This is a genomic window from Micromonospora sp. NBC_00898 (genome assembly GCF_045207895.1).
Classification (GTDB): domain Bacteria; phylum Actinomycetota; class Actinomycetes; order Mycobacteriales; family Micromonosporaceae; genus Micromonospora.
This window is the reverse complement of record NZ_CP108775.1, coordinates 6,455,040-6,469,770: the sequence shown is the minus strand read 5'-3', so window position 1 is coordinate 6,469,770 and position 14,731 is coordinate 6,455,040. Positions and strand designations below refer to the sequence as shown.

15 protein-coding genes are annotated in these 14,731 nt (G+C 72.6%); 9 read left to right on the top strand and 6 right to left on the bottom strand.

From position 1 onward, the window contains the following. Positions 1 to 33: 33 nt before the first annotated feature. On the top strand, positions 34 to 414 hold the full coding sequence (locus OG799_RS31450) for a hypothetical protein (protein WP_406040329.1): 381 nt from the start codon (positions 34 to 36) through the stop codon (positions 412 to 414). Continuing rightward, positions 411 to 2,471: a glycogen debranching N-terminal domain-containing protein gene (locus tag OG799_RS31445; RefSeq protein WP_406040327.1), complete on the top strand. Its 2,061-nt coding sequence runs from the start codon at positions 411 to 413 to the stop codon at positions 2,469 to 2,471. Before OG799_RS31450 ends, OG799_RS31445 begins: the two co-directional genes overlap by 4 nt. A 16-nt stretch (positions 2,472 to 2,487) precedes the next feature. Here OG799_RS31445 and OG799_RS31440 read toward each other — a convergent pair whose 3' ends face one another. The 6 genes from OG799_RS31440 to OG799_RS31415 all read right to left on the bottom strand — a co-directional run bounded on the left by OG799_RS31440 (position 2,488) and on the right by OG799_RS31415 (position 7,048). After that, positions 2,488 to 3,354, bottom strand: a complete 867-nt coding sequence (locus OG799_RS31440; protein ID WP_406040325.1) for a hypothetical protein — start codon at positions 3,352 to 3,354, stop codon at positions 2,488 to 2,490. Positions 3,355 to 3,531: 177 nt separating this feature from the next. Then, positions 3,532 to 3,858: a DUF1416 domain-containing protein gene (locus OG799_RS31435; RefSeq protein ID WP_406040324.1), complete on the bottom strand. Its 327-nt coding sequence runs from the start codon at positions 3,856 to 3,858 to the stop codon at positions 3,532 to 3,534. 3 nt (positions 3,859 to 3,861) lie between these two features. Next, positions 3,862 to 4,710: a sulfurtransferase gene (locus OG799_RS31430; RefSeq protein ID WP_406040322.1), complete on the bottom strand. Its 849-nt coding sequence runs from the start codon at positions 4,708 to 4,710 to the stop codon at positions 3,862 to 3,864. Between the two features lie 203 nt (positions 4,711 to 4,913). Further along, positions 4,914 to 4,991, bottom strand: a complete 78-nt coding sequence (locus OG799_RS31425; protein ID WP_311202345.1) for an Ms5788A family Cys-rich leader peptide — start codon at positions 4,989 to 4,991, stop codon at positions 4,914 to 4,916. A 129-nt stretch (positions 4,992 to 5,120) separates the two neighbouring features. Next, positions 5,121 to 5,906: a DUF2993 domain-containing protein gene (locus OG799_RS31420; protein WP_406040320.1), complete on the bottom strand. Its 786-nt coding sequence runs from the start codon at positions 5,904 to 5,906 to the stop codon at positions 5,121 to 5,123. An 80-nt stretch (positions 5,907 to 5,986) separates the two neighbouring features. Next, positions 5,987 to 7,048, bottom strand: a complete 1,062-nt coding sequence (locus tag OG799_RS31415; RefSeq protein WP_406040318.1) for a hypothetical protein — start codon at positions 7,046 to 7,048, stop codon at positions 5,987 to 5,989. A 252-nt stretch (positions 7,049 to 7,300) separates the two neighbouring features. Between OG799_RS31415 and OG799_RS31410 the strand changes: the two genes are divergently transcribed. The 7 genes from OG799_RS31410 (at position 7,301) to pstA (ending at position 14,717) form a co-directional block, all read left to right on the top strand. Then, positions 7,301 to 8,014 carry a winged-helix domain-containing protein gene (locus OG799_RS31410; RefSeq protein ID WP_406040316.1) on the top strand — a complete coding sequence of 238 codons (714 nt, stop codon included), beginning with the start codon at positions 7,301 to 7,303 and terminating at the stop codon, positions 8,012 to 8,014. A 172-nt stretch (positions 8,015 to 8,186) separates the two neighbouring features. Continuing rightward, entirely contained in the window at positions 8,187 to 9,026 is an 840-nt protein-coding gene (locus tag OG799_RS31405; RefSeq protein ID WP_406040314.1) for a polysaccharide deacetylase family protein, read from the top strand. Between the two features lie 67 nt (positions 9,027 to 9,093). Further along, positions 9,094 to 10,020 carry a mycothiol synthase gene (gene mshD / locus OG799_RS31400; RefSeq protein WP_406040312.1) on the top strand — a complete coding sequence of 309 codons (927 nt, stop codon included), beginning with the start codon at positions 9,094 to 9,096 and terminating at the stop codon, positions 10,018 to 10,020. 3 nt (positions 10,021 to 10,023) lie between these two features. Next, positions 10,024 to 11,088, top strand: a complete 1,065-nt coding sequence (pstS, locus tag OG799_RS31395) for a phosphate ABC transporter substrate-binding protein PstS (protein WP_406040310.1) — start codon at positions 10,024 to 10,026, stop codon at positions 11,086 to 11,088. 307 nt (positions 11,089 to 11,395) lie between these two features. Further along, a complete protein-coding gene (gene pstS, locus OG799_RS31390; protein ID WP_406040309.1) occupies positions 11,396 to 12,496 on the top strand; it encodes a phosphate ABC transporter substrate-binding protein PstS in 1,101 nt (366 codons plus the stop codon). A gap of 47 nt (positions 12,497 to 12,543) precedes the next feature. Beyond that, entirely contained in the window at positions 12,544 to 13,635 is a 1,092-nt protein-coding gene (gene pstC, locus OG799_RS31385; protein WP_406040307.1) for a phosphate ABC transporter permease subunit PstC, read from the top strand. Further along, on the top strand, positions 13,632 to 14,717 hold the full coding sequence (gene pstA / locus OG799_RS31380) for a phosphate ABC transporter permease PstA (protein WP_406040305.1): 1,086 nt from the start codon (positions 13,632 to 13,634) through the stop codon (positions 14,715 to 14,717). The genes pstC and pstA overlap by 4 nt, the downstream gene beginning before the upstream one ends. Positions 14,718 to 14,731 lie beyond the last annotated feature (14 nt).

The following is a 14,731-nucleotide window of genomic DNA, read 5'->3' as shown; positions in this document are numbered from 1 at the left end:
CCGACATGTCTGGCCACTGCCTACGATTCGGATGTGGGCGAGGCGATCGAGCGGTTCTTCGCGTCACTGCCGGAACGTGCCCCGGTGGTGCTGCTCGGGCCGGTCAGCGGGACCCTCCAGATCGACCTGACCACCGGCAACTGCACCGACCACTGGCTGGTCGAGCTGGGGCACGGCTCCGCCCGGGTCTTCCGGGAGCTGCGCGTCTCCGACGCCACCTGGCACAGCAGCCACGACCTCTTCGAGCGGCTGGTCGCCGGCCGGGACAACGGCATTGCCGCCATGATCCGTAACGAGAGCACCTTCACCGGTAAGGTGACGCTCTTCCTGGCCTTTCGGCGTTTCTTCCCCGACCCGCCGGGCACCCGCGACCCTCGCGAGCTCGCCCGCGAGCAGGCCGGACGGACGGCATGAAGGAGCAGGAACGGGTCAGCATCCTCGACGGCAACACCTTCCTGGTCTGCGACCGCCGGGGTGACATCGAGCCGTCCTTCGACTTCCCCACCGGGCTCTTCTCCTTCGACACCCGGTTCCTCTCCACCTGGCTGCTCACCCTCGACGGGGAGCGGCTGCACGCGCTGTCCATCGACGACGCCCAGTCGTACCGGACCCGGTTCTTCCTGGTTCCCGGCGAGCCGACGCACTACCTCGACGCGAAGGTCTCGGTGATTCGCAGCCGCTCCATCGGCGGGAGCTTCGCCGAGGAGCTGACCGTGCTCAACCACTCGGAGCAGGAGATCGAGTTCACCCTCCGGGTCGACATGGGCGCCGACTTCGCCGACCTCTTCGAGATCAAGCACGCGCGGCAGAAGAAGGGACGCACCACCCCGACGGCCGGCGAGAACGAGCTGCGGCTCAGCTACCGCCGGGAGGCGTTCCACCGGGAGGTGGTGATCAGCACCTCCGCCCCCGCCGAGGTCGACGGCCGGGGCATGACCTTCCGGATCCGGGTCGGCCGGCACGGCGAGTGGACCACCCGGCTGCACGTCGCCACCGTCATCTACGGCGCCCGCGGCGAGGACATCCGGGCCACCCTGCCGCTCGGCGGCTACCGCGCGGCCGCGGCCATCCACGCCGAGCAGGACGAGCTGATCGACCGGGCACCGAAGCTCGGCTGCGACTGCCAGCCGCTCGCGGGGGCGTACCGGCGCAGCCTGAACGACCTCGCCGCGCTCCGGTACGAGTCGATCACGCTCGGCGTGCGCCTGCTCGCCGCCGGCCTGCCGTGGTTCATGACGCTCTTCGGCCGGGACAGCATCCTCACCTCCCTGCAGGTGCTGCCGTTCCTGCCGGACCTGGTCCCGCCCACCATCATGATGCTGGCCGGGCTCCAGGGCAGCCGGCTGGACGACTTCCGGGACGAGGAGCCTGGCAAGATCCTGCACGAGCTCCGGTACGGCGAGACGGCCGGCTTCGAGGAGCAGCCGCACTCCCCCTACTACGGCTCGGCGGACTCCAGCGCCCTCTTCGTCATCCTGGTCGACGAGTACGAGCGGTGGACCGGGGAAGCCGACCTGGTCCGGCAGTTGGAGTTCCGGGTCCGGGCGGCACTGGACTGGATCGACACCTACGGCGACCTGCTCGGCACCGGATACGTCTGGTACATGACCCGCAACCCGGAGACCGGCCTGCAGAACCAGTGCTGGAAGGACTCCTGGGACTCGATCTCCTACCGCGACGGCCGGCTGCCCGCGTTCCCCCGCGCCACCTGCGAACTCCAGGGGTACGCCTACGACGCCAAGCTGCGCGGCGCCCGGATGGCCCGGGAGTTCTGGAACGACCCGGCGTACGCCGACCGGTTGGAGCGGGAGGCCGCGGAGCTCAAGGAGCGGTTCAACCGCGACTTCTGGATCCCGGAGCGGGAGTACTACGCGCTCGCCCTGGACCCGGAGGGGCGGCACGTGGACGCCCTCTCCTCCAACATCGGGCACCTGCTGTGGAGCGGGATCGTCGACGAGTCCCGGGCCGGGTTGATCGCCGACCACCTGCTCGGTCCCCGGCTCTTCTCCGGCTGGGGGGTGCGGACCCTCGCCGACGATCAGGGGCGGTACAACCCGATCGGCTACCACGTCGGCACGGTCTGGCCGTTCGACAACTCGATCATCGCCTGGGGGCTGTCGAAGTACGGCTTCCGCGAGGAGGCCGGCCGGATCTGCGACGCGATGCTGAGCGCGTCCCGGTTCTTCGACGGCCGGCTGCCGGAGGCGTTCGCCGGGTACGAGCGGGACCTCACCGACTATCCGGTGCAGTACCCGACGGCGTGCAGTCCGCAGGCCTGGTCGGCCGGGACCCCGCTGCTGCTGCTCCGGGTGATGCTCGGCCTCGAACCGCAGGGCGAGCACCTGATCATCGACCCCGCCGTCCCGGAGGGGATGGGCCGGGTGGAGCTGCTCGACATCCCCGGTCGCTGGGGCCGGGTGGACGCCCTCGGCCGCAGCCGCACCCCGCACGACCACGCCCGGGGCCGCTGATCGGGACCGGCCGCGGTCAGCGCGAGCAGATCGTGGAGACGGTCAGCCGGACGCGCCCGTCGACGCGTTCGGCCACCACGGTGCGGCTCGACCGGTAGGCGTACAGCTCGGGGGTCGCGCGGATGTGCTGGGCGCCGTCGTTGACCTGCGACAGCGTGCCGGGCAGCGTCGGCCGGTCGGGCCGATCGGGCGCCGAGACGGCCGTGGCCGTCCGGGCCGTCGCGCCGCCCGGGCAGGGGGCGGCGGAGACCTCCACCGGGCCCTCCGCCCCACCGAAACCACGCAGCAGCTCGGTGGCCGTGTCCGCCTCCGGCCCGCCGACGGCGGTGGGGGCGCGGTAGCCGTCACCCAGCGGCCGGCAGCCGGTGTCGGCGGTGAGCCGGACCCGGCCCGGCCCGGTGGCGCGGCCCTCCACGGCGACGAACTCACCGGCGTCGGCGCGCAGCACCGGCCCCTCGCCGCCCACCCGGACCCCGGCCCGCCAGCCCGCCGGCAGCCGGTCGGCCACCCGCTGGAGCAGCCCGCGCACGTCGTCGTCGGGGAGGAGCACCTCCACCCCGCGGGTCAGCGCGGCGCCGTCCGCGAACGGGGTGACCCGGCAGCCCCGGCGGAGCACGTCCGGCCGGAGCCACGCCGCGACGCCGTCGCCGGTCGCGGCCAGCAGCTCACCGACCGCCCGGTCGACCACCGGCCCGGCCTCGGCCAGGTTGCGCTGCTCGCGGACGGTCGGCGGGTCGTCGCGGACGGAGACCCAGGCCAGCACGGCGAGCAGCACCGACCACGCCACGGTCGCGGCCAGCAGCCAGCGCAGCCGCCGCCGGCCGGGAGCCGGCTGGTCGGGACCGGTCGGCGGGGCGTACCCCGCCTGGACAGCACCACTCACCGGGCCATCGTGTCACGCGGCGGCCCGCCTCCCGCGCCGGCCCGTTCGGGTGGACCACCGTCCCGCCCGCTGGCCGGCGTCAGTCCGCCTCCGCCCGCTCCGGCGTGACCTGCGACGGCGACGGGGCCGGTCACCCCGGGCGGGGCGACCGGCCCCGTGGGCCGATCAGAGCGTGGGTCAGGCGGCGGCGACCGCGACGGTCACCTCGTTGATCCCGCGGGCGGCGGCGACGGCGGTCTCGCCGTTGCCGTGCCGGGAGAGCGCCCGCAGGGTCCAGTCGCCCGGCGCGGCGAAGAAGCGGAACTGGCCGGCCGGGGAGGTCACCACCTCGGCGGTGAACTCACCGGTCGAGTCGAGCAGGCGGACGTACGCGCCCGGGACGACCTCGCCGGACTCGGCCTTGACCAGGCCGGTGATGACGGTTTCCTTCTCGAGGTCCAGGCTGGCCGGCAGCGGCGCGGCCTGGTCGGGAGCCGCGCAACCGGCGGCGGTGGGAGCAGTCATGGCTCAGGCCTCCCCGGGCTCGTCGCCGAGCGCGACCGGCACGCCGACCAGCGAGCCGTACTCGGTCCAGGACCCGTCGTAGTTCTTCACGTTGCGGTGGCCGAGCAGCTCCTGGAGCACGAACCAGGTGTGCGAGGAACGCTCGCCGATCCGGCAGTACGCGATGGTCTCCCTGCTGTCGTCCAGGCCGGCGGCGGCGTAGATCCTGCGCAGCTCGTCGTCGGACTTGAAGGTGCCGTCCTCGTTGGCCGCCCTGGACCACGGGACGCTGATCGCGGTGGGCACGTGGCCGGCCCGCTGCGCCTGCTCCTGGGGCAGGTGGGCGGGGGCGAGCAGCCGGCCGGCGTACTCGTCGGGGCTGCGCACGTCGACCAGGTTCCTGGTGCCGATCGCGTCGACCACCTCGTCGCGGAAGGCGCGGATCGAGGTGTCCGGCTCCTGCGCGACGTACCGCGTCGCCGGGCGCTCGACCTTGTCGGTGACCAGCGGGCGGGCGTCCAGCTCCCACTTCTTGCGGCCGCCGTCGAGGAGCTTCACGTCGCGGTGGCCGTAGAGCTTGAAGTACCAGTAGGCGTACGCGGCGAACCAGTTGTTGTTGCCGCCGTACAGGATCACGGTGTCGTCGTTGCCGATGCCCCGCTCGGAGAGCAGCGCCTCGAACTGGGTCTTGTTGACGAAGTCCCGGCGGACCGGGTCCTGGAGGTCGGTACGCCAGTCGAGCTTGATGGCACCGGCGATGTGGCCGGTGTCGTAGGCCGAGGTGTCCTCGTCGACCTCGACGAAGACGACGCCCGGGGCGTCGATGTTCTTCTCGGCCCACTCGGCCGAGACGAGTGCGGTGTCGCGACTCATCAGATCACTCCCTGTGAGGATGGATGGTGAGCCAGCGCGCGGAGATCGAAGTCGGTGATTGTCGCACCACGCGCGGGACCCTGAGTTGGGAACGGGATCACGGGTTCGTGCGACGGCGCCGCTGCCGGGCGAAGGGGGAGCACCGGAGGGTACGCGGACCCTGCGTGCCGGTGGCCGCTAGGCGGCCGAGGACAGCCCCGCCGTCAGATGACGGGGCGACACAGGCAGGTGGCCACGCGGCACAGGTCGACCGCGCGCCGTTTGGTGAGGAGCGTCCCCATGGGAAGGGAGCCTACCAGCCACCCTCGTGAACGCCACCGGACCGACCAGCATCCGGGACACGGCGCCGGTGCCCGGAAACGCCGACGGCCCGACCGACGGTCGGGCCGTGAGCAGGGTGCAGTGCCGGGTCAGCCGGCCTGGTTGATGGGTACGTTCCGGGCGTCGGCGGTCACGGTCAGCCCCTCCGGCTTCGGCTCCACCTTGCGGACGTTGAGCTGGAACGGCAGCTCGGGCAGCGGCACGTCGACCGAGATGCCCTTGGCGTAGTTGGCCAGCAGCGTCCGGGCCAGCGGCAGGTTGGGCAGCCCCTCGGCGTTCAGGTTGTTGAACCGCAGCGCCACCTTGTTGTCCTTGACGGTCACGTCGGCGGTGCCCACGACGGTGAGCTTGACGCCGAGGATGTCGACCGGGGCGGTGACGGCCAACTTGCCGCCCTGCTCCCCGAGGGTGAGGCCGGGCCGGTCGAGCAGCTTGGCCAGGCTGGCGTAGGTGATGGTGCCCCGGCCGTCGACGCTCTCGGCGACCACGTCGCCCTGCCCGGAGCGGAGGGTGTCCAGCGAGGCCCGCACGTTGTGGGCGTCCACGTCGAGTCGCGGCACGTCGACCGTGTCGCCCCGCACCGGGCCCTTCACGTCCGTCAGCACGATCGAGATGTGCTCGTACCTCCCGGCCAGCACCTGGGTCAGGAACGGGAAGCCGCCGACCTGGACCTTCGGCGCGGCGGACTGCGCGTCCTGCTTGGCGACCTGCTGCTTCACCTGGTCGGCGATGGCCCGCTCGGCGACGCCGGCCGCCACCCGGTCGGCGACGACCAGCAGCCCGGCCAGGACCAGCAGCAGGACGACGAACCCGATCAGCACCTTCCGGCCGCGTCGCCGGGGCCGTTCCTCGTACGCCGCCTGGGCCTGTGCCACGCCGCCTCCTGTGCTCGTTGCCGGGTGCCGCCCTGCGGCGCACCGCTAATACCCGATGGCTGGATTCCTCAACCGCCGGCTCAGAGGAAGAGCACGCACATGGCGTACGCGGCGGGCGCGGCCAGCGCGAAGCCGCCGAGCGGGCCCTGCATGTGCCGGGCCACCCACATGGTCGGCGGCTCGCCGGCCATCAGCCGGCCCGCCTCCGCGTACCCGACGGCGAGGTCGGCCAGCACGGCGGTGGCGGCGGTGACCAGGCCGATCAGGGCGGCGCTGGTCGGGGTGAAGCCGACCAGGTAGCTGCCGAGCACGGCGCTGGCCAGGGTGCCGATCATCGCGCCGACGACCACGCCGGCGGCGCCCCGGGGCACCTGCGGGGCGAGCCGCGGCCAGGGCGCCACCGCGTCGGTCAGCCGGGCGACGGTGAGCGCGACCCCGGTGGCGGTCAGGCAGATCGTGATGGCCTGGGTGCCGGCCGGGATCCGGCTGAGCACGATCAGGGTGCCGAACGCGACCACGCCGACCACGATGAGCAGCGTGCCGCCGAGCGAGTCGGTCACCCGGACCCGGTCGACCCGGCGGACGAGCTGGCCGAGCACGCCGAGGACGAAGCCGCCGGCCGCCGCGTATCCGAGGGGGGCCAGGCCGGCGATCTCCGACTGCACGGCGGCGGCGTCGGCCGCCGCGGCGACCCCGGCGCCGACCAGGGCGACCAGCAGCAGCGCGGGCGGCCGCATGGCCATCGTCCAGGCGAGCACGAAGAGCAGCTGGACGCCGAAGATGATGAACGCGAACGGCAGCCGGTGCCCGGGGCCGGCGGTCTGCGCGCCGAGCACCAGGCCCACGCCGAGCAGCGCGGCGAACCCGGCGACGGCGAGGGCGAGCGGTCGGCGTACCGCGACCGGCTCCACCTCCTCCTCGGGGGCGTCGTCGGCGGGCTCGTCGTCGGGTCGCCGGGCCGGGCCGCCCTTGCGGAGCCGGCGGGGGCCGCCCCGCTCGCGCCGCTGCCCGCCGTCGTCGGCGGCCGGGCCGGTGCGCGGGCCCGGCGCCGGCGGGTAGCCACGGGAGGGGTCGGCCGGCCCCGGACGGGCGCCGCCGGCCCAGGGGTCGCGGCCGGTCTCGGGCGAGGTGGAGGGAAACACGCCCCGATCGTGCCAGACCAGCGAGCTCCGGCGGAGGTCGCGGTTTCGGCAACGTTAAAACCTGAGCCGCGATCAGGGGCAGATCAGACAAAGGGGAAAGGGCACGAGGGCGCAGGCGGGGCGATCGGTTACGCTCAAGCCGTTACCCGCCCGTCAGCGACGCCGGGACCCACGCAAGTTCTCAGCGCCACCCCTCGCGGGCGTGCCGCTGGTCGCGCGCGGCCATCAGGCCGCCGGGACGGAGGTGATCGTGTGGAGATCCTGCTGCTGGTGAGCCCGCGCGCAGGGGAGCCCTCGGCGGTGCTGCCGGCACTCGACCTGCTGCCGCACTCGGTCCGCACCGCGCCACGCGACGTCCGCACGCTGGTCAGCGGCCCCAGCCCGGACGCGGTCCTGGTGGACGCCCGCTCCGAGCTGAGCGAGGCCCGGGCGACCTGCCGGATGCTGCATGCCACCGGGCTCGGCGTGCCGCTGGTCGCGGTGGTCACCGAGGCCGGCCTGATCGCGCTCAACGCCGACTGGGGCGTGGACGACGTCATCCTGGCCGCGGCCGGTCCGGCCGAGGTGGAGGCGCGGCTGCGGCTCGCGGTCGGCCGGCTCAGCAACGCGACGGCCGGGGCCGGCGGGTCGATCCGGGCCGGCGAGCTGACCATCGACCCCGACACGTACGCGGCGAAGCTCAAGGGCCGTCCGCTCGACCTCACCTACAAGGAGTTCGAGCTGCTGAAGTTCCTGGCCCAGCACCCGGGCCGGGTGTTCACCCGGGACCAGTTGCTCCGCGAGGTCTGGGGCTACGACTACTTCGGCGGCACCCGGACGGTCGACGTGCACGTCCGGCGGCTGCGGGCCAAGCTCGGCTCGGAGTACGAGTCGATGATCGGCACCGTGCGCCAGGTGGGCTACAAGTTCGTCGTCCCGCCGTCGCGTTCGCTGCCCGAGTCGGAGCCCGCCCCGCTGTCGGTCTGACCGACCCTTCGACCGCTACACCCTTTAGGGGCCTTTTCCACCTCTGCCCTTTTTGCCGGTCTGGTCGCTCCTAGTCTGACTGCCGGGTCAACGAAAAGGGGGCGACGGTGCGCGCGGTGACCACGGGGGCGACGACAGGTCCATGCCGAGGGCCGAACGGTCGGGGCTTCTGATGCCGGGCAGGAAGCTACGCGCCACCGGCATCGTGACCCTGGTGGCGGCCGCGCTGCTCGGCTCGGCGTACGCGCTGGGCCGCAGCCTTCTCCCCGACCCGCCGCGACACAGCGTGACGGCGAGCGTCAACAGCCCGCACTACACCGACCAGCCGCCGGTCCGGCCCGACCCCCCGGCGGCGACCGGGACGAGCCCCACGCCGGAGGACGGGCAGCACCCGGCCGACGGCGGCGAGGGGCCCTTCGGCAGCCTGGTGTCCACCGGCTCTCCCCGGGTGGCGCTCACCTTCGACGACGGACCGGACCCGCAGTACACCCCCCAGGTGCTCGCGCTGCTGCGGGAGTACGGCGTCAAGGCCACCTTCTGCGTGGTAGGCCAGAACGCGGAGAGCCACCCGGACCTGATCCAGGAGATCGTGGCCGATGGCCACACTCTCTGCAACCACTCCTGGAACCACGACACCGCCCTCGGCACACGGTCGCCGGACGCGATCCGGGCCGACCTGCTCCGCACCAACGAGGCGATCCGGGCCGCGGCGCCGGACGTGCGGATCGAGTACTTCCGGCAGCCCGGCGGGGCCTGGACGTCCCCGGTGGTGTCGGTCTGCGAAGAGCTGGGCATGGCGCCGCTGCACTGGGCGGTCGACCCGTCCGACTGGACGGCGCCCGGAGCCGGGAAGATCACCGCTGCGGTGATGACCCAGACGGGGCCCGGCGCGATCGTGCTGATGCACGACGCCGGCGGAAACCGGGCCGGCACCGTCCAGGCCCTGCAGGACCTCCTGCCCGAGCTGATGGACCGGTTCCAGCTGGAGGCGCTGCCCACCGGCACCACGTGACGGGCGTCGCGGCGCCGGTCCCCGCGTCCGGCGTCAGCGACCGCGCGTGGGCGGTTACGGTGACGGGATGAGCAGCACCGAGCCGACCGCCGACCGTGTCGCCCGCGCCGACCGGCTGGCGCCGGTCGAGGTGGCCGAGGTGCTGGCGCTGGCCCGTACGGCCGGGGACGCCGACGGCGCGGACCCGCTCGACGAGCACGTGCTGCTGCGGCTGCGGGATCCGGAGGCGCCGGCGGTGCACCTGACCGCCCGGGCCGCCGACGGGGCCCTCACCGGCTACGCCCACCTGGACACCACCGACGCCACCGCCGGCATCGGGGTGGAGCTGGTGGTGCACCCGACGTACCGGCGGCGCGGCACCGGCCGGGCGCTGGCCCGGGGCGTGCTGGCCGCGGCGGCCGGGCCGCTGCGCGCCTGGGCGCACGGCGACCACCCGTCCGCCGCCGCGCTCGCGGTCGATCTGGGCTTCAGCCGCGCGCGGGTGCTCTGGCAGCTGCGCCGGCCGCTCACCGCCGCGCTGCCCGAGGTACGCCTGCCCGACGGGGTCGAGCTGCGCGCCTTTCAGCCGGGCGCGGACGACGAGGCCTGGCTGGCGCTCAACAACCTGGCCTTCGCCGCACACCCGGAGCAGGGCCGCTGGACCCTGGCCGACCTGCGGGTACGCCTGGCCGAGCCGTGGTTCGACCCGGCCGGCTTCCTGCTCGCCGTGCAGTCCGCCACCGGCCGGCTGCTCGGCTTCCACTGGACCAAGGTGCACGAGCGTCCCGGGTCGGCCCGGATCGGCGAGGTCTACGTGCTCGGGGTCGACCCGTCCGTGCACGGCGGCGGCCTCGGCAAGGCGCTGACCACCGCCGGGCTGTCGCACCTGCGGGACCGGCGGGGCCTGGACCGGGTGATGCTCTACGTGGACGAGTCGAACGCGGGGGCAATGGCGCTCTACGAGCGGCTCGGCTTCGCCCGCTGGTCCGGCCACGTCAACTACCACCTGGGCTGACCGGTGACCCAGCGGGTGGTGCTGTCGGGGCTGACCATGGTGCTGCTCCTGGCCGCCGGTGGTTGCCCGGCGGACGACCGGGCCGAGGGCGTAGCGCCGGGGATCACGTGCGCCAGGGGCACCCTGAACGGCCAGGGCTCGTCCTCCCAGGCGAACGCGATGACGATATGGACCGACCGGTACGAGCAGGCCTGCCGGGGAGCCACTATCAACTACGAGCCGTCGGGCTCCGGCGCCGGCATCAATTCCTTTCTCGCCGGGACCGCGGATTTCGCCGGCACCGACTCCCCGCTCAAGGGCGGCGAGCGCGAGCAGGCCGATGCGCGGTGCTCCGGGGACCAGACGCTCAGCCTGCCGATGGTGGTCGGTCCGGTCGCGGTCGCCTACCACCTGGCCGGCGTGCCGGCGCTCCGGCTCACCCCGGCCACGGTGGCCGCGATCTTCGCCACCAGGATCCGGCGCTGGGACGACCCGGCGATCCGAGCGGACAATCCCGGGGTGGCCCTGCCCCCGACCAAAATTCGACCGGTCCACCGGTCCGACTCCTCCGGCACTACCGACAGCTTCACCGACTTCCTCGTGGCGTCCGCCCCCGACGCCTGGAACTATGGGCGGAGCCGGGAGTGGGCGGCGCCGGGTGGCGTCGGCGTGGCCGGTTCCGCCCGGGTGCTGGAGGCGGTGCGCGGGCGGGACGGCGCGGTCGGCTACCTGGAGCTGTCGTACCTGCGGGGCACCGATCTGCCCGCGGCCTCGATCCGGAATGCGAGCGGCCGGTTCGTCGCGCCGTCCGGGGGCGCGGCGGTGCAGAGCCTCAGCGAGCCGACGGCGAATCTGCTGGTGCCGATCGAGCCGACCAGCCGGCGGCCTGGCGCGTACCCCCTGGTACTCGTGACCTACGAGGTGGTCTGCGCCCACGCGCTGGCGGCCGACAAGAAGGCGCTGGTGCGGAGCTTCCTCGGTTACACGGCGAGCGAGGAGGGGCAGCGCGCCGCCGGAGAGATGGGCTACGCCCCACTGCCCGCCCCGCTGGACCGGTCGGTGCGGGACATGGTCGAGAGGATCTCCTGAGTTGGCGCCCACCGGGGCGGCGGCGGGCCGAAACGCGGATCACGGGACCATCACGGCGAGGTTCCGGCGCGGTCACGCCTAGCCCGACAAGTAATGATAAAGGGGACACGTCCCCGCCAGTTCATGTAATGGACAACACACACTCAGCTAGCGGTTGTCCGCCGGAGCGTGGGTGTTCACCTTCCGTTCACTTGCAACGGGCGAGCCGGCTACCTCGGGCTCCTAGCTTTCTTCCCATCAGCCGGTCAGCCCGGCACCCGGCTCCGTCCGGGCGACCTGACCAAAGACGTGAAGGGAAACCCCTCAGGTGAAGCTCCAGCGGCACGGCGCCATTGCCTGCCTCGCTCTTACCGCGGTGCTCGGTCTCAGCGCTTGCGGCTCGGACAACAACGAGTCCAGCACGCCGTCGGCCTCCGGTTCGGCCGCCGCCGACTGCGCCACGGGCACCGTGAGCGGCTATGGTTCGTCCGCGCAGAAGAACGCGATGGGCGAGTGGATCAAGGCTTACCAGCAGAAGTGCGCTGGCCTGACGATCAACTACGAGCCCAGCGGCTCCGGCGCCGGCATCGAGTCCTTCATCGCCGGCACCGCCGACTTCGCCGGCTCGGACTCCGCGCTCAAGCCGGAGGAGAAGACGAAGGCGGACGCCCGCTGCGCCGGCGGCCAGGCCGTCGACCTGCCGATGGTCACCGGCCCGATCGCGGTGGCCTACAACCTCCAGGGCGTGGAGGGCCTGCAGCTCAAGCCGGCCACCATCGCCAAGATCTTCACCGGCAAGATCACCAAGTGGGACGACCCGGCGATCAAGGCTGACAACCCGGACGCCAAGCTGCCGTCGACCGCGATCAGCACGGTCCACCGCAACGACGCGTCCGGCACCACGGACAACTTCACCAACTTCCTGTCCAAGACCGCCGAGGCCGACTGGACCCTCGGCAAGGCCAAGGAGTGGAAGGCGCCGGGCGGCACCGGCCAGAAGGGCTCGGACGGCGTCACCAACTTCGTCAAGAGCACCCCGGGCTCCATCACCTACACCGAGTTGTCGTTCGCCGAGAACGCCGGCGTGGGCATGGCCAAGATCCAGAACGGTGCCGGTGAGTTCGCCGAGCTGACCCCCGAGAACGCTGGCAAGGCCGTCGCCGGCGCCAAGGTCGTCGGCCAGGGTGACGACCTCGCCCTGTCGATCGACTACAACACCAAGGCGGCCGGCGCCTACCCGCTGGTCCTGGTGACCTACGAGATCGCCTGCACCAAGGGCCTGCCGGCCGACAAGGCCAAGGCCGTCAACGGCTTCCTGACCTACACCGCCAGCACCGAGGGCCAGCAGGCGCTGACCGAGCTGGGCTACGCCCCGCTGCCGGAGTCGGTCCGCACCAAGGTGGCCGACGTCGTCAGCAAGCTCTCCTGAAACACCCGGTAACCACCTAACCCCTTCGTAACGGAGCGAGCGAGCAGATGGGCGATACTCCACCCCGCTCGGCCGACGCCTACACCGGCGGGTCGCGCGTGACCACCAGTCACGCCCGCCCCGCCGGTTCGGCGCTTCCGGCCGATTTCCGCGAACCGCCGACGAGCCAGGCTCCGCATGGCGGCGTCGGCGGCGGCGGTGCCCTGCCCCGCCGGCAGAAGTTCGGCGCGGAGACCATCTTCCGGCTGCTGACCATGGCAGCCGGCTCGATGGTGCTGATCACCATCGTGGCCATCGCGGTCTTCCTGGTCGTCAAGGCCGTGCCCGCGCTCCGCGCGAACACCGTCGGCTTCTTCACCTTCGACGGCTGGTTCCCCAACGACCCCGAGCCGAAGTTCGGCATCGGGGCGCTGGCCTTCGGCACGGTGCTCTCGTCGGCGCTCGCGCTGCTGGTGGCCGTGCCGGTGGCGCTGGGCATCGCGCTGTTCCTCACCCACTACGCGCCGCGCCGGCTGGGCACCACCCTCGGGCTCCTGATCGACCTGCTGGCCGCGGTGCCAAGCGTGGTGTTCGGCCTGTGGGGCCGGGACTACCTCGTCGGTCCGGTCACCGACCTGTCGGTCTGGCTCAACAAGTACTTCGGCTGGATCCCGATCTTCGGCGGCGACGGGCCGTTCGGCCGCTCGGTGCTGCTCGGCTCGCTGGTGCTGGCGATCATGGTGCTGCCGATCGTCACCTCTCTCTCCCGGGAGGTCTTCCTGCAGACGCCGACCGCCAACGAGGAGGCCGCGCTGGCCCTCGGCTCCACCCGGTGGGAGATGATCCGCACGGCCGTTCTGCCGTACGGCCGGCCCGGTGTGATCGGCGCGGTGATGCTCGGCCTGGGCCGCGCGCTGGGTGAGACCATCGCCCTCGCGCTGACCCTGAGCTTCGCCTACAACATCTCCTTCAACGTCCTGGAGAACGGCGGCAACTCGATCGCCGCGAATATCGCGGTGAAGTTCGGCGAGGCCAACGCGACCGGTCGCGGCGCGCTCATCGCCTCCGGTCTGGTGCTGTTCGTCATCACCCTGATCGTCAACATGACCGCGCGGGCGATCATCTACCGCCGCCGGGAGTTCACGGAGTCCGCCGCATGAGCACCGTCACCTCACACCGCACCCGACCGCCGGCGCAGCCGTCCACGCTGCGAGCCCGGCGGCTCCCGCTCGTCGCCGTGCTCGGCATCGCCGCCGGTGCGCTTGCCGTCGCAGCGGCCGTCGTCTACGGCACGGGCATCGGCGGCACCGTCCTGGTGATCGTCGTCGGCCTGCTGCTCTACCTCGCCGGCGTCTACGCCGCCAGCTCGGCGGTGGAGGGCCGGCGCCAGGCGCGCAACCGCACCTGGAGTTCGCTGATCCACGCCGCCTTCGTGCTCGCCGCGCTGCCGCTGGTCTCGGTGGTCTGGACCCTGGTCAGCAAGGGCGCCGAACGGTTCGACGGCAACTTCTTCAACACCTCGATGAACAACATCGGCCCCCGGGACCCCGAGGGCGGCGCGTACCACGCCATCGTCGGCACCCTGGAGCAGGCCGGCATCGCCGCCCTGATCACGGTGCCGCTGGGCGTCCTCTGCGCGATCTACATCGTGGAGTACGGGCGGGGCCGGTTCGCCTTCGCGATCCGGTTCTTCGTGGACGTGATGACCGGCATCCCGTCGATCGTCGCCGGCCTCTTCGTGCTGGCCTTCTGGGTGCTGGTCGTCTCGCCGTGGTTCAACGACGGTCAGCCGGGCTTCTCCGGCTTCGCCGCCGCCCTGGCGCTGAGTGTGTTGATGCTGCCGCTGGTGGTCCGCTCCACCGAGGAGATGCTCCGGCTGGTCCCGGCGCCGCTGCGGGAGGGCTCCTACGCCCTCGGCGTGCCGAAGTGGAAGACCATCCTGCGGGTGGTGTTGCCGACCGCGCTGCCGGGCATTGTCACCGGCGTCATGCTCGCCATCGCCCGGGCGGCCGGCGAGACCGCCCCCGTGCTGCTCGTCGCCGGCGGCACCGCCGCCATCAACCTCAACCCCTTCGAGAACAACCAGTCCTCACTGGCGCTCTTCGTCTACCAGCAGGCCGGCGACGCTTCCAAGTACTCGCCGGCCCGCGCCTGGACCGCCGCACTCACCCTGGTCGCTCTCGTCCTGATCCTGACGATCGCGGCGAAGCTGCTCGCCCGCCGCAACCGGCTGAGCCGATGATCAACGGAGGTACC